Genomic DNA, 19,236 nt, shown 5'->3' on the forward strand with positions numbered 1-19,236 from the left:
ATCGCCACGCCGCTTTCGGCTTCGCGCAGAAAGCCGATGACCTGCTCGTCAGTAAAACGTTTCTTCACGTCCAATCTCCTCGGGGTAGGGAATTGGACTCCAAACTGAGGCGCTACTCAAAATTGGGTGGACGTCGACCATCGACGACCCCGTGGTCGCGTTGCAGATCGCACAAGGCGCACTGCAGCGCGCTAGCGGCGACCACGACGTGGATGCCGAATTCTGGGCCTTGCTGGCGCAGGCGCGCGGAAGGCTCGACCAGTTGCACGGCAACGCCTCGCAGGCGCAGCTGTGGCTGGACATCGTGCAGGCGCTCAGCGATGTGCGCGAAAACCCCAATCGCGTCATGGTGGCGCGGTTGGAAGCGCTGCGCCAACGGCCCAGCGCGCTGGGCCGCAACGATCTGCTGTGCGAAGTCGAGGCAATCGACATGTGGAGCATGCTCGCCTCCGGCAGCAGCGATGAGTCGTGGAACGCGGCGCAGGCCAGCTATCAATGTGCGGCGCGCGAAAAACTCTTGGGGCTGGAGCTGGACGCGTTGACGCAACTGGGGTCATTGGCCAGCCGCGTCGGCGGTCGCGCCGCCGAAGACAACGAAACCGAAGACTACCTGCAGCGTGCGCTCGCACGCCTGCACGACCAGCCGGCGCGCTTTCAGCGCAGTCTGATCGAATACGAGTTCGGCACTGCCTTGGCCACACGGCAACCCGAAGCGGCGCTGCTGCATTTCAGGCGCGCGTTGGCGCTCAGTCGCGAACTGCGCGACCAGGCTGGCGTGGCTGCAGCGCTGACCAGCGCCAGCGAAGCCCTGATCGAAACCGGCGATGCCGCTTCTGCATTGACGATGGCCCGCGAAGCCCTGCCGTTGATGCAGCAACAAGGCAATATCGGGCGCGTCGCGGCGTGCCACGCCGTGTTGCTGCGGGCCTTGATCGCGTTGAAGGCTGAGGGTCTGGACGCGGAAATCGTGGCTGCCAAGGCCGCAGACGACCCCAACCTGACCTTGCACCGGCGCGCGCAACTGGTGGACGCGATCGCCCAGGCGCTGGCGTCGCAAGGTCGTCATGCAGAGGCCTACCAGGAGCTGCAACGCGCCAACGCGCTGCGCGCGCAGAGCCTGAACCGCCAGCGCGATACGGTGATGTTGCGGTTGCAGGCGCGCTACGAAGATGCCCGCCGCGGCGCCGAAACGGCCGAGCTGCGCCGCCGCAGCGAGACCGCGCAGCTGGCACTGCAGGCGCGCGAAGCCGGCCAGCGGACGCTGTGGATCGCGTTGTGCGCAGCCTGCCTGTTGTTGCTCGGTGCATTTGTGGTGCTGGCCTTCGGCGCACGGCACCGCCGGCAGCTATCGCGGCTGGCGATGCGCGATGAACTCACCGGCCTGCCCAACCGGCGTGCCATTCGCACCGAGGCGCAGCAGCAGATCGAGCAGGCCTTGCGCTCGCACACGCCGGGCATGCTGGCATTGATCGATCTGGATCACTTCAAGCAGATCAACGACGTGTATGGGCATGCCACCGGCGATGCGGTGCTCAAGGCGCTGGCCAGCGCATCGCGGCTGGCCCTGCGCGGGCAGGATCGCCTGGGCCGCCTGGGCGGCGAAGAATTCCTGCTGGTGTTGCCGGGCTGTGGCGAAGAGGAGATTCCCACGGTGTTTACGCGCCTGCGTAGTGCGGTGGCAGCGATCGACATCGCCGGCCTGCCGGCCGAGGAACCGGTACGCTTTTGCATGGGCGCGGTACGCATCGTCGCCGACATCGGGCTGGATGCGTTGCTGAGCCAGGCCGATCTTGCGCTGTACGCCGCCAAGACCGCTGGGCGCGATCAGTGGGCGGTGTGCTGATCCTGGTGTACGCACCTGCGCTGCGACATCGAGGCGATGCTGCGGCACAAGCTGCCGGCCGATGGCGACCGCTGGTTGCCGTGAACCGATCGAACGACCCAGGCCGCATGCGCACCGATAGCCGCCTTTCCCGCATGTTGCACGTGTTGCTCTACATGGCCAGAAGCCCGCAGCTGAACGGGGGCGCGTCAACTTCGCTGCCATGTCGATAGGAATGCAGGCTTGAAAACACCGCGTCCATGCCCGCTGCCGGCCTCTGAACGCAAGGCCGCACGCCTGACCGACTGGCTGGTGCGCGGCGTCGCTGTCATCGCGGTAATCGCATGTTGCGGACGTCTGTGGCTATTGCGCGAGGCAATCCTCGCAGGGCGCTACGTCAGCGTCATTCGTGGCCGGCCGGCACGGGTCTTTCTGGTCGACAGCGACCCGCATCGCTTCTGGATTGCTGTCGGCTGGGATGCGCTGCTGCTGCGTACCGTTGGCGATCGTCGGCGGCTTCGCATATGCGAGTTGGAATGCGCGCCGTCAGCTGCGGTGATGGTGCGACTGGTCGCGATCGCACGTTTTCGCACTGCATGACCCGGCGTGTGCGTTGCCGACGATCATGCGACGTCTCTGCCATCCGACACGCAGCGGTTGAGGCGCGGTGCCAGGCAGTCGCATGCAGCGTGCAAACGCTGGTACGCGGCGCAGTAAATCTGCTGAGCAAACAGCGCTGACCAAAACCAGGCCGGATTCGCATCGGCCCCGCGGCGTTCGCAACGTTCAGTGCGCTTTTCGCGTGCGCGCAGGTCGCCGCGCACCGTGCCTGGGCCAGGTGTCGTAGCGATAGACGAACTGCTTCTGGTCGGCCCCCGCGGTCGGGTCGCAATGCCAGGAACCGGCGACGCCGCCGGGTTCCAGCACGCCGCCGATGTCGCGTACCGCTTGCGCTTGGAAGGCGCAGATGGGCCCATAGACGGCCACATCCCAGTCTGGTCGCGACGTTGGATGCGCGTGCTGTACCAGCACTACGTCGCTGCCATGGAAGCGATGGACCTGTGCGGCATGCCGAGGATCGATGCTGAAATAGCAAGGGGCACCGATGCTCAGCACCATGACGTCGCCGTCGCGCAACACCGCGCACTTGCCCTGGTATTCGCCCAGGTGGATCACACGCCCGCCCACTGTTGCGGTGGTCACCGGATAGCGCGTGGTCACTTCCGACATCGGCTGCGATGCTGCGCGTGCCGATGCCGATGCCGATGCCGATGCCGACTGCGCGTGCGTTGGCGCCGCAGTGACCAGCAATAGCGAGACCAGCAGGGCAATGATCACATGGGCGCGCGTGTAACGTCCGTGTCGAGGGCGCGGCAGTATCGCAGATCCCTCCGGCGGCACGCTGCAACCGCCGCGGCGACCGTCATGCTGGCCTCGCGTACGCTTCGAATGGCCATGCAGTGCGCATGCGGGCCGTGAACCCAGGCTGCCTTGCATCTGACGCTCGGTGATCGCGCGCGTCGTATCGCCAGCGTCCATCGCGTGGAGACACCGCTCAGCGCCGTGCAGGCAAGCTCGCCAGTACGCCATCCAGGGCCAGTTGCGTGGTGAAGCCGGCCTTGGCCAGACGCTTGCTCACTTCGTTGGGCACATCGCGCCCACTGGTGAGCCTGTTGGGCGCGCCGGTGTAATGAAACAGCCGCCCGCCTCGGCGCAACACGCGTGCCAGCTGATCGTAGAAGACCTGCGAATACAGCTCGCCAGCAATGCCGAAGCGTGGTGGGTCATGCAGGATGGCATCGACCGAATCGTCGGCCAGCGTGGCGATGTGCTGTGCGATATCGGCATGGGTCAGCTGCAGGCGGCCGCCGGCAGCGGCGCTCTCCGGATCCGGCGACCACGGGTTGAGCGTGCGCAGCCACAGCACATCGGCATTCTTTTCGAACGAGAGCAGCTGCGCGGCCCCGGCCTCCAGGCAGCAGGCGGCGAAATAGCCCAGGCCGCCGCAGGTGTCCAGCACGATCTTGCCGCGCGGATCCACCAACGCCACCTTGCGCCGCGCATCCTCGAACGGCGACAGCTGCGCGGACGGCAGCATCTTGATGCCATCGATCTCGAACGTGGGCGCGCCCCATTCGGTGGGCACCAGCTTGATCAACGCGCCGCTGTAGCGCGAGATAGGCACGAAATCCTCGCCATCCCAGAAGTAGAGCGTGCGCTCCTTGAGCTTGCCGGGATATGGATAACCCTGGCCGCGCCACTGCCAGGTCTGCACATCGAGCTGGGCGGTGTCGGTACTGCGGCCCAGGTCGAGCGAGCCGGTCCAGTGAGCCAGACCACTGCCGCGCGCGGCAAGCAGGGCTTGGGCATCGGTGAGAAGGAGTAGGGGGCCGGAGTAGTGGGGCACGGCTGACGGCTCTGTGTGCGGCGTGCGGAACATGCCGCACCGCTGCAAGGAAGGGGAGCGGCATCGTAACCGACCTGTTGCGGCCAGGCATCCGCTGCGAGGCCATCAACACCTGCGCTCGCCACCGAGGTCGACGGCCTGCGCCGTTTCGCTGACACACGCGGCACCGCATACTGCAGGCAATCCGTATCGACACCTGGTCCGATCGGCGTCAACCGTGGAGTGTGGGCAATGCTGAAGGGTGTGTTGTTGGGGTTCGCCTGCTATGCGGCCTATTCGATCAGCGATGCGTTCGTGAAGCTGCTCGAAGGTACGCTGCCAGTCTATGAAGTGCTGTTTCTCGGCGCCCTGCTGATGTTGCTGGCGGTGCCGTTCCTGAAAAAACCTGACGACCAGCTACGCGAGCTGGTGATGGCAAAGTAGCCGGCACTGTGGCTGCTGCGTGCGCTCACCGGCGCCATCGGCAATCTCACCTCGGTGATCGCCTTCACCACCTTGCCGATGGCCGAAGCGTTCGCGCTGATCTTTTTGATGCCCATCTTCGTCACCGTGCTGTCGGTGATTTTCCTCAAGGAAGAAGTGCATTGGCGGCGCTGGTCGGCGGTGATCGTCGGCTTCATCGGCGTGTTGATCGTGCTGCGCCCGGGATTTCGCCATCTCACCCACGGGCATGTGGCGGCAATCGTGTGCGGCCTGGTCGGCGCCATCTCGGTGATCGCCTTGCGCATGGCCGGCCATAGCGAGAAGCGATTGACCTTGTACGGCGCTGGCGTGATCGGCCCGTTGGTGATGGGCGGGATCATGATGTTGCCGAGCTTCGTCTGGCCCACGCTGTCCCAATGGGGCTTGTTGGCCGGCTACGCTTGCTCGCCGGGCTGGCCGCCATCTGCATGATGTACGCCACGCGCATGGCCCCGGTCAGCGTGGTCGCGCCAACCCAATACAGCCAGATGCTATGGGCCATCGCCTTCGGCTACCTGCTGTTTCATGATCATCTGGACTGGCCGATGGCCGTGGGCATCGCGCTGATCCTGGGCGCCGGTTTGTTCACCCTGGTGCGCGAGGAACAGGTGTCGCGTTGGTGGCGGCGAACCAAGATTGTTTGAGTGCCGGGAATTGGGAATGGGGAATGGCAAAAGCAGAAGTGCGCTAAACCCGATCGGAGTAGCGCTTTTGCCGTTCCCGATTCCCGTTCACTCAGTGCGCGGCTGCCGCCAGCCTTCGACGATGCGCCGATATTCGCCGCTGGCCTTGGTCAGATGCAGCCACTGATCCACATAGGCTTTCCAGGCGTGGTCGTCGCGCGGGAGCAGGAAGGCTTTCTCGCTGTATTGCAGCGGTTGCTCGGGTGCGATGGCGCACAGACCTGGTAGCCTTGCCTGCTGATACAGCGCTTCGGAGGCGTCGGTGATCATGACGTCTGCGCGATGCGCCAGCAGCTCCTGAAAGATGGTGGTGTTGTCGGCGAACAGCCGCAATGCCGCCTGCGGTAACTGGCGGTGCGCGAAGGCTTCGTTGGTGCCGCCCGGTGGTTCGATGAGGCGCACCTCCGACCGGTTGAGCTGTTCGAGAGTGCGGTAGCGCGCCTGGTCGACGCAGCGCACCAGTGGGATCTTGCCGTCCACATCAAGTACCGCGCTAAAGCTGGCCTGGCGTTGCCGCTGCAAGGTGACGGAGATCCCGCCGACCGCGATATCGCAGCGGTCGGCAAGCAGGTCGGGCAGCAGGTGCGGCCAGCTGGTGCGCACCAGGCGCACGCGTGCGTCCAGGCTGGCGGCCAGCGACTGCACCAGGTCGATGTCGCTGCCTTCGAACTGCCCGTCGTCACGCAGCAGCGAATAGGGACGGTAGTCGCCGGTGGTGCACACGCGCAGCACGCCCGATTGCAGCACCGCATCCAGGCGCGATGCCGGTGTGGCCGCGTGCGTCGTGCCGCAGCTCAACAACAAGGCAAGGCAGATGCGATAGCGCATGGCATGGTCTCGGCGAGGTCTTGGCATGATAGCGGTGGCTGCGGCGGTCTGCGCTGCGAGGCGTCAAACGCGCGCCAGCTCAGGCTTGCTTACCGCTAGAAAGTGGCCTTCCGCTGGTGTGCATACGCAACTGTGCAAGCGGGCGTCGTGCGCTAGGCGGTGTTGAGCGACCGCAGTCGCGATGGCTATCTCCACTGCGCCACGTCAACAGCACGTCACGGAAGCGTATCGCAGGCTCACGGTGCAGTAGCGCGATGCAGTCTAGCGTTGACGCTCCCGTGTGAATTCCATCGGAGTTGCTCATGCATCTGAATCCACGCACGGCGCCCGCCATGGCCAGCGCCAACGCAGCTGTTCTGGCACATGGCACGCCCGATCCCGATACCGACGAGCAAGACACGCCGCTTCAAGAACAACCGCCGCAACGGGGTGGCCTGAATGATGAAGTGGGCGATCTGGGGCAACAGGATGACGGAGCGCTGCCAGGGCGGGTAGGCGGCGGGCTCGCTGGTGGTTGAGTACTGACCATGCAACGACAAGGGGGCGAGGCGTTGCCCGTCGTCACGGCAACGGGCGCGTCCCACATCGGCCCGCGCTTCAAGGCCGGCGCGTCCATGGCGCGCCTGCCGTGGTCCTTTACGCTTAGCGGAGGCGGCCTGAGCGACGCGCTTTGGCCATGATTGCTCGCCGGGAGGAGTACTTTCGTGCCTGAAGCTGCTCTGCAGCGAGCCTGAAGCCACTTGTCCAGGCGTTCGAGAGGTAGCTGGCTACATGCCACCACCGACGCACCATGATGGGGCGACCTACCTACCATGCGCCGGCGCATGCATGGCCTCGCGGCTACCGCAGCGCAAGCCCCTGGTATGCGCTGGCGCGATCTCGTATTTTTGACGGCTTGTTCACTTGCCGGTGCCGTGCCCATGTCTGACCCGTCCGCGCCCGATCATCTGCAACGCAGCCTGTCCAATCGCCACCTGCAGTTGATCGCCATTGGCGGGGCGATCGGTACCGGCCTGTTCATGGGCTCTGGCAAGACGATCAGTCTGGCCGGGCCGTCGATCCTGTTCGTTTATCTCATCATTGGCGCGATGCTGTTCTTCGTCATGCGCGCAATGGGCGAACTGCTGCTCTCCAACCTGGAATACAAGTCGTTCATCGATTTTTCCACCGACCTGCTCGGGCCGTGGGCCGGGTTCTTCTGTGGGTGGACGTACTGGTTTTGCTGGATCATCACCGCCATTGCCGATGTCATCGCGATTGCGGCCTATGCGCAATTCTGGTTTCCAGGGTTGGCGCCGTGGATTCCCGCGATCTTGTGCGTGTTGTTGCTGCTGGGCCTGAATCTGGTCACGGTGAAATTGTTCGGCGAGATGGAATTCTGGTTCGCGCTGATCAAGATCATCGCCATTGCCGCGTTGATCGTCACTGGCGCCGGGCTGGTGGTGTGGGGCTTTCGCTCGCCGTCGGGCAACGTGGCCTCGCTGTCGAATCTGTGGAACGACGGCGGCATGTTCCCCATGGGTATCGGCGGGTTCTTTGCCGGCTTCCAGATTGCGGTGTTCGCCTTCGTCGGTATCGAGCTGGTGGGTACCACGGCTGCAGAAACGGCCGATCCGCGCCGCAACCTGCCCAAGGCGATCAACTCGATTCCGGTGCGCATCTTGATTTTCTACGTGCTTGCGCTGATCGCCATCATGGCGGTGACACCGTGGCGGCAGGTGGTGGCCGACAAGAGCCCGTTCGTGGAGTTGTTCGTGCTGGCCGGCGTGCCGGCGGCAGCCAGCCTGATCAACTTCGTGGTGCTGACCTCGGCCACCTCGTCGGCCAATAGCGGCATCTTTTCCACCAGCCGCATGCTCTACGGCCTGGCCGAAGAACAGCATGCGCCCAAGGGCTTCGCCAAGCTGTCGCGTGCGGCGGTACCGGCGCGCGGCCTGCTGTTTTCCTGCCTGTGCCTGCTGCTGGGCGCAATGCTGGTGTATCTGATTCCCAACCTGGTCACCGCGTTTACGCTGGTCACCACGCTGTCGGCGGTGCTTTTCATGTTCGTGTGGTCGCTGATCCTGTGCGCCTACATCGCCTACCGCCGCAAGCGCCCGGAGCAACACGCCGCCTCGGCGTTCAAGATGCCCGGCGGCGTGCTGATGTGCTACGTGTGCCTGGCATTCTTCGCCTTCGTCATCGTGCTGCTGACCCTGCAGGACGACACGCGTCAGGCATTGCTGGCAAGCCCGGTGTGGTTCCTGCTCCTGGCCATTGGCTATGCAGTCAAACGCCGCGGGAACCGGCAGCGCTGAGCGATCCGTGCGGAACTCATTGCGTGCGCAGCGTGCGGCAGTGACGCACGCTGCGGGCGGTCATGTCGATGCGCGTGGACGGCGGATCATTCGCCGTTCGGGTCAGAATGCGCGACTTCGCCTTCCTCTGCCGGGATCGGCGGCGCTACGGTCGCGCCGGCGGGCAGACGCTGCAACGGGATCTGTTTCTTTGCTTTCCATTGCGGCGTGACCGGTAGACCGTATTGCTGAAAGAGCTTGGCGACGTTTTCGAGATGCTGTGGTGTGCGATCGGCATATTCGCTGAACCGCCCCGAATCATTGTCGATGCAGAGCTCGCCGCCCGTGTTGTAGTACAGGGTGCCGCTGAGGCGCGCTTCGGGTATCAGGCGATTTTCCTGCCAGGGGGTCTTGTTCCATGGTTGGCCGCCCACGAGGGTGACATGGCCTTGCGCGTATGGCTGTTTCTTCTTTCGCGCGTCCTTGCTTGTCATCGGCTCGTCCAGGACCACGCCGGGATGCCCTTCGCCGATGACCAGGCTGCCATTACTGGCGATGTTCCATTTGTACTCCACTTTCTTGTCGCGCAGATCGTCCAGGCGCAGCCGCCGAGCGAGTGGCGCAACGGACGGAGCGCCGGTTTCAGTCTGTTCGTGGAACGTCGGGGTGCTCCTGATGCGATCGATGGCGTCCTCGCTCAGCCCGAGATCTTTGGATAGCTCGGCCGGATCGAGACGACGCGGCATCTCCAGTGCCGGAGCGGTCGAGACGAACAGGCGTGTTGGATTGATCTTGACGTGCGCATGGCCGCCGGCAGGCGTTTCTATTTCCTGAGTCTGAATCGGCGTCCGGTGGCTACCGTCTTTCAGTTGCTTTCCGCGCGCTGGCTGGGTGCTGCCGAACAGCGCATCGAGATGGCTGCCGTCTGCGACGAACGCCGGCGATCGCTCCTTGGCTGATGCGCTTCGGCGCATGCGAGGCAGCCCGTGGAGCTGGGAGTGCACGCCGATTTGGATGTCGTCGCAAACCGATGGAGCATGTCGCGGATCAACAGGATCGATATGCTCGTGTCGCTGGCGAGACGCCGAGCCGGAGATTTTCATGCGCGAACTCCTGGAATGCGTGAGCGGAAAATGTAAGGCAGCCAGAACGTGCATACCGCTCACAGCAGAATCGATGTGCGATTTGGCGAAAGCGTTCGCTGCCTTGCAGAAACCGCACGGCGATCGCATGCGTGAGCAGGCACGGCCATCGCGGCTATCGCGGCTATCGCCGATGGGCATGCGCCGGCGTTGACGCCATGGTGGACGCGGAGGATGCTTGGGCTCTTTCATCCCACAGCCGATGCATGATCACGATCCACCCGATTGCCCGAACCCAGCACTGTTGGGTCGACTTGTGCCAGCCGAGTCCGCAAGAGCTGGCGCAAGCCGCTGAGAAAGTGGGGTTCGCCTTGCCCGATCGTGCGGCGATTGGCGAGATCGAATTCAGCAGCCGGGTACGCCGCCAGGGCGATGTGCTGTTTCTCAACGTGCCGCGTTTTCAGGACGATGACGGCCCCACCGCGCCGCTGGGGTTCGCGCTGTCGCCCAGCATGCTGGTGACCTTGCGCGAGCAGCGCATCGGCTCGTTGGAGGACTTTCCCGCGCGGCTGGAACACGCGCCCTGCCACAGCTCGGACGACCTGTTGCTGCGCATGTTCGATCAACTGGTCGGGCGGTTGGCAGACCGGCTTGAGGCACTCGAAGCGGCAGTCACCGAGACCACGCGGCAGGTGTTCGATAGCCCACACAAGACCAAGGATCTGGAGCGCATGTTGCACCAGGTCGGCGACATGGGCCGCCAGCTCGGCGGGCTGCATAGCGCCGGGCAGGGCATGCTGCGTCTGGTGACGTATCTGGATGGCACCGCGCCGGACTGGTTCGGCGCCGATGCGGCCAAACGCATCGCCTCGCTGCACAAGGACCTGACCACCCTAAGCGAATTCCATCAGCACATGGACGACCGCATCGAGTTCCTGCTCGACAGCGTGCTGGGCATGATCAACATCGACCAGAACAACGTGATGAAGGTGATGGCAGTGGCATCGGTGGTCGGCATCCCACCCACCGTGCTGGTCGGCATCTGGGGCATGAACTTCGCCTACATGCCCGAACTCAAGGGGCACGACAACTATTTCTGGGCGCTGGGCATCATCGCGTTGAGCGTGGTGGTGCCGCTGGCGTGGTTTCGCAAGCGTGGATGGGTGTGACGCATCACAGCCGAAAACCGTAGGAGCGCCGCTGGGCGCGATGTGGCGTTACCGGGAAGGCGCTCGCGCCCGGGTGCGCTCCTGCAACGTGTCGGTAGCGCAATCATCAGTTGCGCGCGGTTTCGAGACTAGGCAACGCCGCGCTGGTGCAGTTCGGTAGCCGTGCAGCTCGCGGCAGAATGCAGGAAACCCGTAGCAGCGCCCCCGGGCGCGATGTGGCGTTACCGGGAAGGCCCTCGCGCCCAGGGGCGCTCCTACAGGGTTGGCCGGAAAACTGCCCGGCTGCGTGGCGTGCAACCGGGCGATGCGCATTGTTGACTGCTGCCGGCGGCCCGGATCAGCCCTTGGCCTGGAAGCTGGCTTCTTCATAGGGCTGCACCACGACCCAGCCTTCGCCGCTGAAACGCATCTGCAGGCTTTCGCCCGAGCCGCGGCCGAACAGCGTGCCGATCGAGACGTCGGTAACCAGTTCCGGTGTCAGCGTGCCGGACCAGGCGACGGTAGCGTTGGGGTCGGTGAACACCGGGCCGCTGGTGGCGGTGACCGGCAAGGTCAGCGGCTCGTAGTGCGAGGTGATCGCCACGATGCCGTGGCCGCTCAGGCGCACGTTGAACAGCCCGCCCGAGAGCATGCCGGCCACTTTGCGCATCATGGTGATCTTGTGTTCGACGCCCGATTCGAACGCCAGCACATCGTTGCCATTGACGAAGATCGACTCGCCATTCAAGCGCAGCAGCGTCACCAGTTTGCCGAGGTCGGCCAGATACACGCGGCCCTGGCCTTCGGCCTTCATCAACTGCATGCCTTCGCCGCTGACGGCTTTTTTCAGCAGATTGCCCAGGCCCTGTTCCAGCAGTCCCTCGCGGGTGAACTTGACGTTTCCGGTGCGCGCCACCATGGCGCCGGCCTTGGACCACACCATGCCGTTGAGGCGCACTTCCAGCAGATGCGGGTTTTCCAGTTCGAACGGATCGGGGCTGACGTCCTTTTCCCTGGAATGGGCGAGAAATTCGTTGAGCGTGCGTACGGCCATGGGTCCGTCCTGGAGTGAAAGAGTGCGCATGATACGCGGCCGTCTGCGGTGCAGTCGCAGGCCGGCACCGGGAGCCCAAGTGCTGCGCATCAGCGCATGCGATGCCAGCGCCAAGGTGGCGATCACCGACCGCGCCCTACGTTTGCGGGTGAACCAGGCGCCGGTCGAATCGCTGCGCTCCAGACGGCTGCACACCATCGGAGGGCCTCGCCGGTGCGCCCAATCGGCATGGCGCGTTCTTATGCAACAGTGTGTGTGTGCGATGCCCCCATCGCACGGCCGCGCTATATGTTGCCAGCAAATGCAGAGCGCCTCGTGTTGCCGCAACGGCTGTGCTGCGCATCGAAGATGTGCACCGCCCGACATCCAACGCCGATGATCCGACCCTGCTGCCGCCACGCACTGCGCAGCAGCGGCACCGTCCTCAGCGCGCGGCCGCCTCGGGCTTGCGCACGCGCTTGGCGGGTGCGGCTTTGGTGTCCTTGCCCGGATACAGGTTCAGCAGCATCAAGGTGACGCCGTTGGTCCAGCCGAAGCCGTCCTGCAGCGCGTACTCGCCACCGCCGCCGCCGGCCGCATCGGTTTCCAGGCCGTACTTTTCGACCAGCTTGTGCTCGCGTGCGAACAGCCCCTGCACTTGAGCCAGAAAACGTTCGCCAATGGTGCGTGCCAGCGCGTCTTCGCCGTAGCGCCGCAGGCCATCCACAGCCACCCATTGCAGCGGCGCCCAGCCGTTGGGCTCATCCCACTGCTGACCGGTCTTCACTGCGGTGGTGGCCAGTCCGCCCGGACGCAGTAGCGTTTTACGCACGGTGCTGGCGGTGCGCTTGGCGTGATCGTCCGAGGCCAGGCCGGCAAACAGCGGGTATAGCGCAGCGGCGGTGACCTGGTTGCTCAGCGTACGCGTCTGCCAGTCGTAGTCGGCGTAGTAGCCGGCTGCATTCCACAGATGCGCGTCGATGGCCTGCTTGCGCTGCTGTGCAAGTGCGGCGTAATCGCGGGTGCACTCCGCGCCGGGTTGCGCGCAGGCCTGCGCCAGCGTGCGCTCCAGGTGGTAGAGCAGGCTGTTGAGGTCGATCGGGAGGATGGCAGTGGTACGGATGGTGCGCAGGTTCTGGCCGTCGGCCAGCCAGCGGCTGGTGTAGTCCCAGCCACTTTCGGCGCCGGCACGCAGGTCGCGGTAGACCTCGGCGGCCGGGCGGTCGGTCACTTCTGCGGCGGTGCGGGTGTCGTGCAGCCAGGCTTCCGGGCGCGGGGTGTCGCGCTCGTCCCAATAGCGGTTGAGCACGCTGCCATCGGCCAGACGCACCACGTGGCGCGCGGCCTGGCCGGGCTGCAGGTCATCGCTGCCCTGCATCCAGTAGGCATATTCCTTTTGCAGCTGCGGCAGGTAGCGCTGATATACCGCCTCGCCTTCCACGCCGGCCTGCAGCTCCACCATGTAGGAGAAGAACGGCGGCTGCGAGCGGCTGAGGTAGTAGGTGCGGTTGCCGTTGGGAATATGCCCGTAGGTGTCGATCAGGTAGGCAAAGTTGTCCAGCATCTGGCGGCTGAGCGTGGTTTCGCCGCTCTTCACCAGGCCCAGCATGGTGAAGTAGGAATCCCAGTAATACACCTCGCGGAAGCGTCCGCCCGGCACCACATACGGATGCGGCAGCGCCAGCAGGCTGCTGTGCGGCGGCACGTGGTTCTGGCTGCGCACCAGCTTGGGCCACAGCAGGTCGATGTGCTCGCGCAGCGCGGTGTCCTGGCGGATCGCATCGGTCTGCACCGGCGGCGATTCTTCGAAATTGGCGTCCACGAACTTGCGCAGATCGAAGCCGGGGTGATCGTGCTGGGCCAGATAGTCGGCGTTGATCAGCGCCGGGTCGCGCAGCGGCAGGAAGTCGACAAAGTGCTTCTGGTCATCGAACAACTCACCGCGCTGCACGGCCTGAAACAGTTCCGGGTAGGCCAGGTCGGGCGTGGGCGGCGTGGGCGCCGGCGCATTGACGACCGGAGCGTCCAGCGGCGCGGCGGTCAGCGTGCCCGGCGCAACAAACATGCTCAGCGACAGGCCAAGCAGCGACGTGCAGCACGGGGGCGCGGCAGAACTCATGACATCTCCAGAACGGGCAGTGGCGTAGGGCATGGTAAACGACCGGTGTGGCGGGCGGGACCGAGCGAGCTGCCGGCACGCCGACAGGCTTCGCACGGGGACGACTGGATTCAGCAAGCTGATCGGCGGGGTGCCGCAACGTGCGTCGATCAGGCATATCGGCGCGCCGGCCATGCAGCTTGAATGGTGGCGCGCCGATATGCCTGCAGCCTGGCTGCTGCAAGATGCGCGCCATTGGCGTGCCGGGAGGCCGTCGCGTGCCCGCGCTTGCGCTAGCGTTCGTTCCTCAGCAAGCGCTGCAATTCCAGCGCATTGGAGGTTGCGCACCCGGCTGCGGTGTTGTCGAAGATCACCCAGCGTTCGGCCGGAGGCTGCGTGCTGCCTGGGTGGCTGGCGCGCACCGTGGCGGCCAGCGCCTGCAGTGCGGTGTGCGCGTAGCTGCTGTAGTAGCGACGCGGGGCGCCATGCCAGCGCCAATACAGCGGTGCAGCAGCCGGGCTCGGCAGTGAGGCCGCGGGCACCGGCGCCGGGTCGGCGGCGCAGCGTGCAATGCGATGGCGCGCCAGCAACGCCTGCGCAGGTGCGGCAAACCAGCTGGCGTGGCGCGGTTCGCAGACCACGCCGCCGTCCCAGCGCCGGCGCAGCATCGCGAAAAACCGCGCGGCCACCGCGGCATCGAAGGCCGCGCTGGGCGGCAGTTGCAGCAGCAGGCAGCCCAGTCGTGTTCCCAGCGCGCCGGCCTGCGCCAGGAAGGCATCCAGCAGCGGCCCGGTGCCGTGCAGGCGTGCGTCGTGGCTGATGCTGCGTGGCAGCTTGACCGAAAAACGAAAGTCCTCCGGCACGCTGTCGGCCCATCGCGCGTAGGTGCTGGCGCGGTGCGGACGATAGAACGAGGAGTTGATTTCCACCGCGTCCAAACGCGTGGCGTAGCGCTGCAATACGCTGGCGCCCTCGTCGAACTGTGCGCGGTCTGCGGCGGGAATCGACCAGCCTGCGCAACCACAACGCACACGTGCAATGGCACCGGATGGACGAGCTGGCATGGCGGGTAAGCTGGGGGCGGCAGCACTCTATGCATGCATGTGCGTCAGGATGCCGTGTGCATCGCGATCACGGGCGAATCACGCAGCGCTTCGATACTGGGCGCATGCCAGAAGGTCCCTCACTTGTCATCCTGCGCGAAGACACCCAAGCGTTCGTCGGTCGCAAGATCGTGCGTGTGTCCGGCAACAGCAAGCAGGACATCGCCCGTCTGGACCAGCAAAAAGTGCTGGCACTGCGCAGCTGGGGCAAACACTTTTTGATCGAATTTGCGCACTTCAGCGTGCGCATCCATTTCCTGCTGTTCGGCAGCTACCGCATCAACGAAGACAAACCCAACGCGGTGCCGCGCTTGTGCCTGGAATTTTCCAAAGGCCAGCGGCTGAATTTCTATGCGTGCTCGGTACAGTTCATCGAGCGTCCGCTGGACGAGATCTACGACTGGACGGCGGACGTGATGAACCCACTGTGGGACGCCGCGCAGGCGCGCCGCAAATTACGCGCCGCTCCGGCACTGCTGGCGGCCGATGCACTGCTCGACCAGACCATCTTTGCCGGCGTGGGCAACATCATCAAGAACGAGGTGCTGCATCGTATCCGCATGCATCCGGAAAGTACCGTGGGCGCGCTACCGGCGCGCAAGCTGGGCGAACTGGTCACCCAGGCACGCGACTACAGTTTCGACTTCTACACCTGGAAAAAGGCCTTCGTGCTGAAGAAGCATTATCAGGTGCACACCAAGACCCGTTGCCCGCGCGACGGCGCACCGCTGCAATACCGCAAGCACTTGGGCAAGGCCGGGCGTCGCGCGTTTTTCTGCGAGGTATGCCAGCGCTTGTACCGCGCCGACGAGGCCTGAGGTACGCCGCGCCGCGGCCCGGAAAGCGGCGATCGGATCGGGGAATGCATGCTGATGGATTGCGGTCGCTCAGCAGCAGTCCGTGCGGGCCGAGACCTGCGTGCGCCTGTCGTTGGCTTGCCAGTAATGGGACGGCGATGCGTCTTCGGTGGAGCGCAGGCGTACCGGTGCAGCAGCGTTGGGGAATATGCACGGCGGGGTTGGGCGTTGCGCGAGGTGCGACGTTTTCGCGGTGCTGGCGGTTGGCCTGCGCATCGCATGGCCAGTGATTCGCTTTTCATGTTCGCGGATGCTTTTGTCGAATGCGCTCACCGGCACGCCCCCTGTTCGGCCCGCGGCGGACTGCCACTCGCCTGCGCCAGCCTGCGGCGCAATGTGAATGGCGGCTGGCCCTTCCCAGCCAAACAACGAATTACAAACGCGCGCCCGCGCTGTGCCCGCTAGATTTGCGCGTCGCACATCAGGGTTCGCTGTGTGCGGCATCGGCACTCTCATCTCATCGGTCTCCCGCATTGTGATTACCCGCAGGAAGGAAGCGCTTGTTCCGCATGTCGCCGCTGTCGCATGCACGGGTGCCATCCTGTTCTTTCTTGCCTGCCTGTTGCTGTACATGCCGCCGCCGCGCCAAACCCTGCAACACGACGACACGTTGCAGGTGTATTTCGTGCCGCGACCGCAAGAGACGCCGCCGACACCACAGCAACCGCCGCAGGAGCCCGAGCGCAAACCGCGCGTTGCCTCGGCCGCGCGTGCGGCGCCGCCAGCCACGCGCACGCCGCCACCGCCGCGGCAGCTGGCAGCCGCCACTGCGCCTGCCAGCGATTCCATGTCGGCCCAGCTGTATACGCGCGACGGACGCCTGCGCATGGCGCAGGTGGACCCCATGGCGCAGACCGGCAGTGCGGTGCCGCCGGGGATGACCGACGAACGCGCGCAGGCCAAGGCGCGCAAGATCATGGAGCGTGTCAACCCGGTGCAATACCAGGAAACCCGCTTCGCCAAGGATTGGAAGAGCGATGGCACCCTGGGCGATGTGGCGGTGCAGGAAATGAATCGCGGCATGAAGAAGTTCAACGACATGCTCAACGGGCCGCAGACCCAGGTTGCCAAGGCGCGTCCGCCGCCGGAGGTGCGCTTCAATCCCGCGCTTGCCGGCAATCAGGCCGAGATGGGCAGCGAGGCGACGGGCGATGCCTATAAGTCCGCGCCGATTGCGCATGAAACGCTGCCCGACCTTAAGGGTGAAGCCAGCCGTCGCATCCGCGAGGCATTGGCGGCGCTGGAACAGCGCAGTGCGCGTTGCGATGCCTCCAGGCGCACGTCGCTGTTGTCGCCGGTGCGCACGCACCTGTCGGATCTGGAACGCGCCGAGCACGCCTTGAACAACGGCGCCGACCCGGTGATGGCCGCACAGATGTTGCCGCGTCAGGCCGACAGCGCCTACGACCTGGCCCGTCGCGCGCTGTGGTACGCCGATCGCCAGTTGAAGCAGTGCGCGCTGGGGTGAAAGGCGCGTTTGTGGTGCTGTGTAGACGCAGCTGGGAATGCGGCAGTGTCATCGCGAGATTCAGCAATTCGGTGCCGCCGCACCTTCACCCCAACCCCCGTTCCACGCCCCTGCCCGCGCTTGCAGCGCGGGCGCTCCAAGGCACGCACGCCAGTGGCGTGCAGGCGGTGCCTTTCCGCCCCGCCGGGAGAGGAGAGGGGGCTTAAGAGCGGCTAACAAACCGTAGCGAGCAGCTGTCAGGTGGGCGCGGACGGCGCGCTCAGAACCGAAGTGTACGCGTGGTACATGCCGATTCCGAGCACGGCCGCGCCCGCCTGGCGACTGCGCAGTCGTTTTGTTAGCTGCTCTAAATCGCTTCCGCTTTGCCTTGCAGTTCAAGCCAAGCGGCGAGGGTGAATCCACCGCGGAACAACTCAGCGCTGGCGCTTCGCTTCAAAGCCCCTCTCCTAGCGGGAGAGGGGTTGGGCTGAGGGTACGTCTGCGACGCAGTAGATTGGTTCGCAGGCCTCAGGCCAGGCGCTGCCGGTAACGATCCTTCTCTGCGCTCAGCGCGACCTCGGCGCGTAGAAACACCTGGCCGATCGGCTCGTCCGGGCCAGTGGATTGCGCTTGGCCCAACAAGACGGTCAGGCCCAAGGCATGTTGTTGCTGGGCGATCTCGCGCAGGCTTTGCAAGGTGCGCTCGGCGTCGGGGCCGCGCAGCACGGCGATGAATTCCGCACTGTCGGTGACACGGTCGATGCTGTTGCCTGGCCCCTGCACCAAGGCCGCGAGCGCCTGGTCGAGCTGCTGCAAGTTGCGCCCGAGCAGGCGTTCGCTCTGGCGCTCGGCCAGTGCGGCCAATTCCTGCACTTCCAGAATCACCAGGTGATAACCCGTGTCTGCGACGGCCTGGCTGGCGACCGGGGCAACCGGCTGCAGGATGGCGTCGCGCTCGAGCTGCAGCTCGCGCTTGCGCTCGTCGAGCAGACGCATGGCCACCCGTGCAAGCGCCTGCAGGCCGGTGCGCTGCAACTCGGTGAGCGTGCGTGGCTCGGTGTCGAGCACGCAGACCGTACCCAATCCATCGGAGGTGACCAGCGGCATGCCGGCATAGAACCGCGCGCCGGTGTCGCCGGTGACCACCGAGATATCGGCAAACCGGCTGTCCTCGCGCAGGTCCGGCACTTCCATCAGCTGCTCGGGGCTGCGGATGGCGTGGTCGCACACCGCCTGGCTGCGGTCGGTCTGCTGCACGCCCAGACCCAGTTGCGCCTTGAACCATTGGCGGTCGCGGTCCACCAGCGACATCAGCGCGATCGGTGTGTCGCACAGAGAGGCGGCAACCTGCACGACGTCTTGATAGGTGTCCTCCGGCAGGCTGTCGACGATGCGATAGCCGTCCAGAACGTGTTGGCGAGAGGCTTCGTCAGCCACGGGCATGTCTTTCATCGAATAAGCCAGGCAAGCGCGAACGCGAAAGCCGCAAGGATACCGGCAGCGCCGGCAACGCGGCGTGGATGCCGCCATGCGGACAGCGGTCGAGACGCCAACGCTGCGTGATGGCAGCGACAGCGTGCGTCGTGGTTGTCTGCCGAGTGGGCATGCGCTGCCCTGGCGAAACACAGGTGAACGGTTGGGCACGCGCTGCCGAGTTCCGCCCGGCCATATGCAGCAAGCTTGCACCGCGCCGGCTGTGCCCGTCCGGCAGTCGCGCGTCGGGATGATTGCTGTCTCAACACGACGCGCACGACGGAACGCCCTGCTGTATCCCTGCTGCTGTCGAGCACGCCTGCAGGCTGGCGACCACGGGGCAGCAGCGCATGTGTCTTGGTGCCATAGCGCCGCAGCCACCTGGGGTGCAACACCGCAGTGGCGACGATCATTCGGGCAGCGACCGATGCGCCGAATAACCGCACGCCGCATCAATCATGACCCCTGTCGGCACCGGCCACGCTGCATGCAGCAGCGCAGCCGGTGGGGCAGGTGC

13 protein-coding genes, 1 other RNA gene and 5 pseudogenes are annotated in these 19,236 nt (G+C 65.2%); 9 read left to right on the forward strand and 10 right to left on the reverse strand.

Annotated features, from left to right (window positions below; translation table 11 throughout):
- Positions 1-68, reverse strand: a pseudogene (locus F7R02_RS27560) (transposase); the annotation flags it as partial.
- 65 nt (positions 69-133) lie between these two features.
- Between F7R02_RS27560 and F7R02_RS19030 the strand changes: the two are divergent.
- The 3 pseudogenes from F7R02_RS19030 to F7R02_RS19040 form a co-directional block, all read left to right on the forward strand.
- Positions 134-1,843: pseudogene (locus tag F7R02_RS19030) on the forward strand (GGDEF domain-containing protein); the annotation flags it as partial.
- Between the two features lie 61 nt (positions 1,844-1,904).
- Positions 1,905-2,016 (forward strand): annotated as a pseudogene (locus tag F7R02_RS26985) (transcriptional regulator); the annotation flags it as partial.
- A gap of 172 nt (positions 2,017-2,188) precedes the next feature.
- A pseudogene (locus tag F7R02_RS19040) lies at positions 2,189-2,381 on the forward strand (hypothetical protein).
- Between the two features lie 227 nt (positions 2,382-2,608).
- On the opposite strand, the gene F7R02_RS19045 reads toward F7R02_RS19040, so the two are convergent.
- Together F7R02_RS19045 and F7R02_RS19050 are read right to left on the reverse strand one after the other, a co-directional pair.
- A complete protein-coding gene (locus F7R02_RS19045; RefSeq protein WP_235857292.1) occupies positions 2,609-3,319 on the reverse strand; it encodes a hypothetical protein in 711 nt (236 codons plus the stop codon).
- Positions 3,320-3,377: 58 nt separating this feature from the next.
- Entirely contained in the window at positions 3,378-4,262 is an 885-nt protein-coding gene (locus tag F7R02_RS19050; RefSeq protein ID WP_078589590.1) for a class I SAM-dependent methyltransferase, read from the reverse strand.
- 198 nt (positions 4,263-4,460) lie between these two features.
- On the opposite strand from F7R02_RS19050, the pseudogene F7R02_RS19055 reads away from it, so the two are divergent.
- Positions 4,461-5,335, forward strand: a pseudogene (locus tag F7R02_RS19055) (DMT family transporter).
- 87 nt (positions 5,336-5,422) lie between these two features.
- Here the strand turns inward: F7R02_RS19055 and F7R02_RS19060 are convergent.
- Positions 5,423-6,202 (reverse strand): transporter substrate-binding domain-containing protein, encoded by a 780-nt coding sequence (locus F7R02_RS19060; RefSeq protein ID WP_005931220.1) that lies wholly within the window; start codon positions 6,200-6,202, stop codon positions 5,423-5,425.
- A gap of 302 nt (positions 6,203-6,504) precedes the next feature.
- Here F7R02_RS19060 and F7R02_RS19065 point away from each other — a divergent pair, with 302 nt between their 5' ends.
- Both F7R02_RS19065 and cycA read left to right on the forward strand, forming a co-directional pair.
- Positions 6,505-6,720 (forward strand): hypothetical protein, encoded by a 216-nt coding sequence (locus tag F7R02_RS19065; RefSeq protein ID WP_033483897.1) that lies wholly within the window; start codon positions 6,505-6,507, stop codon positions 6,718-6,720.
- A gap of 402 nt (positions 6,721-7,122) precedes the next feature.
- Positions 7,123-8,499 carry a D-serine/D-alanine/glycine transporter gene (gene cycA, locus F7R02_RS19070; RefSeq protein ID WP_003490009.1) on the forward strand — a complete coding sequence of 459 codons (1,377 nt, stop codon included), beginning with the start codon at positions 7,123-7,125 and terminating at the stop codon, positions 8,497-8,499.
- 86 nt (positions 8,500-8,585) lie between these two features.
- On the opposite strand, the gene xopV is transcribed toward cycA, so the two are convergent.
- Positions 8,586-9,581, reverse strand: coding sequence for a XopV/AopV family type III secretion system effector (gene xopV / locus F7R02_RS19075; RefSeq protein ID WP_167521063.1), 996 nt, complete (start codon positions 9,579-9,581; stop codon positions 8,586-8,588).
- A gap of 245 nt (positions 9,582-9,826) precedes the next feature.
- Between xopV and F7R02_RS19080 the strand changes: the two genes are divergently transcribed.
- On the forward strand, positions 9,827-10,729 hold the full coding sequence (locus F7R02_RS19080) for a magnesium transporter CorA family protein (RefSeq protein WP_005915485.1): 903 nt from the start codon (positions 9,827-9,829) through the stop codon (positions 10,727-10,729).
- 337 nt (positions 10,730-11,066) lie between these two features.
- On the opposite strand, the gene F7R02_RS19085 is transcribed toward F7R02_RS19080, so the two are convergent.
- From F7R02_RS19085 to F7R02_RS19100, 3 genes are all read right to left on the reverse strand, one after another.
- On the reverse strand, positions 11,067-11,762 hold the full coding sequence (locus tag F7R02_RS19085; protein ID WP_015472615.1) for an AIM24 family protein: 696 nt from the start codon (positions 11,760-11,762) through the stop codon (positions 11,067-11,069).
- Between the two features lie 424 nt (positions 11,763-12,186).
- Complete coding sequence (gene treA / locus F7R02_RS19090) at positions 12,187-13,860, reverse strand: alpha,alpha-trehalase TreA (RefSeq protein WP_078518121.1); 1,674 nt, start codon at positions 13,858-13,860, stop codon at positions 12,187-12,189.
- 272 nt (positions 13,861-14,132) lie between these two features.
- The gene (locus tag F7R02_RS19100; protein WP_011050424.1) at positions 14,133-14,903 is read right to left on the reverse strand and encodes a DUF72 domain-containing protein; all 771 of its coding nucleotides are present in this window, start codon (positions 14,901-14,903) and stop codon (positions 14,133-14,135) included.
- Between the two features lie 104 nt (positions 14,904-15,007).
- Between F7R02_RS19100 and F7R02_RS19105 the strand changes: the two genes are divergently transcribed.
- On the forward strand, positions 15,008-15,760 hold the full coding sequence (locus F7R02_RS19105; protein ID WP_078589586.1) for a DNA-formamidopyrimidine glycosylase family protein: 753 nt from the start codon (positions 15,008-15,010) through the stop codon (positions 15,758-15,760).
- 601 nt (positions 15,761-16,361) lie between these two features.
- On the forward strand, positions 16,362-17,267 hold the full coding sequence (locus F7R02_RS19110) for a hypothetical protein (RefSeq protein ID WP_170913684.1): 906 nt from the start codon (positions 16,362-16,364) through the stop codon (positions 17,265-17,267).
- Positions 17,268-17,477: 210 nt separating this feature from the next.
- Here the strand turns inward: F7R02_RS19110 and F7R02_RS19120 are convergent.
- A non-coding RNA gene (locus F7R02_RS19120) (sX9 sRNA) lies at positions 17,478-17,554 on the reverse strand.
- 220 nt (positions 17,555-17,774) lie between these two features.
- Positions 17,775-18,698, reverse strand: coding sequence for a GAF domain-containing protein (locus tag F7R02_RS19125; protein ID WP_139370893.1), 924 nt, complete (start codon positions 18,696-18,698; stop codon positions 17,775-17,777).
- Positions 18,699-19,236 lie beyond the last annotated feature (538 nt).

The sequence above is a fragment of the Xanthomonas cissicola genome, assembly GCF_008801575.1.
Lineage (GTDB): Bacteria > Pseudomonadota > Gammaproteobacteria > Xanthomonadales > Xanthomonadaceae > Xanthomonas > Xanthomonas cissicola.

What these genes read in the sequence shown, in the direction of transcription:
- F7R02_RS19105 (WP_078589586.1), top strand. Translation starts at nt 15,008, where the DNA reads ATGCCAGAAGGTCCCTCACTTGTCATCCTGCGCGAAGACACCCAAGCG.
- F7R02_RS19080 (WP_005915485.1), top strand. Translation starts at nt 9,827, where the DNA reads ATGATCACGATCCACCCGATTGCCCGAACCCAGCACTGTTGGGTCGAC.
- F7R02_RS19085 (WP_015472615.1), bottom strand. Translation starts at nt 11,762, where the DNA reads ATGGCCGTACGCACGCTCAACGAATTTCTCGCCCATTCCAGGGAAAAG.
- F7R02_RS19050 (WP_078589590.1), bottom strand. Translation starts at nt 4,262, where the DNA reads ATGTTCCGCACGCCGCACACAGAGCCGTCAGCCGTGCCCCACTACTCC.
- F7R02_RS19045 (WP_235857292.1), bottom strand. Translation starts at nt 3,319, where the DNA reads ATGCAAGGCAGCCTGGGTTCACGGCCCGCATGCGCACTGCATGGCCAT.
- xopV (WP_167521063.1), bottom strand. Translation starts at nt 9,581, where the DNA reads ATGAAAATCTCCGGCTCGGCGTCTCGCCAGCGACACGAGCATATCGAT.
- F7R02_RS19065 (WP_033483897.1), top strand. Translation starts at nt 6,505, where the DNA reads ATGCATCTGAATCCACGCACGGCGCCCGCCATGGCCAGCGCCAACGCA.
- cycA (WP_003490009.1), top strand. Translation starts at nt 7,123, where the DNA reads ATGTCTGACCCGTCCGCGCCCGATCATCTGCAACGCAGCCTGTCCAAT.
- F7R02_RS19060 (WP_005931220.1), bottom strand. Translation starts at nt 6,202, where the DNA reads ATGCGCTATCGCATCTGCCTTGCCTTGTTGTTGAGCTGCGGCACGACG.
- F7R02_RS19125 (WP_139370893.1), bottom strand. Translation starts at nt 18,698, where the DNA reads ATGAAAGACATGCCCGTGGCTGACGAAGCCTCTCGCCAACACGTTCTG.
- treA (WP_078518121.1), bottom strand. Translation starts at nt 13,860, where the DNA reads ATGAGTTCTGCCGCGCCCCCGTGCTGCACGTCGCTGCTTGGCCTGTCG.
- F7R02_RS19100 (WP_011050424.1), bottom strand. Translation starts at nt 14,903, where the DNA reads ATGCCAGCTCGTCCATCCGGTGCCATTGCACGTGTGCGTTGTGGTTGC.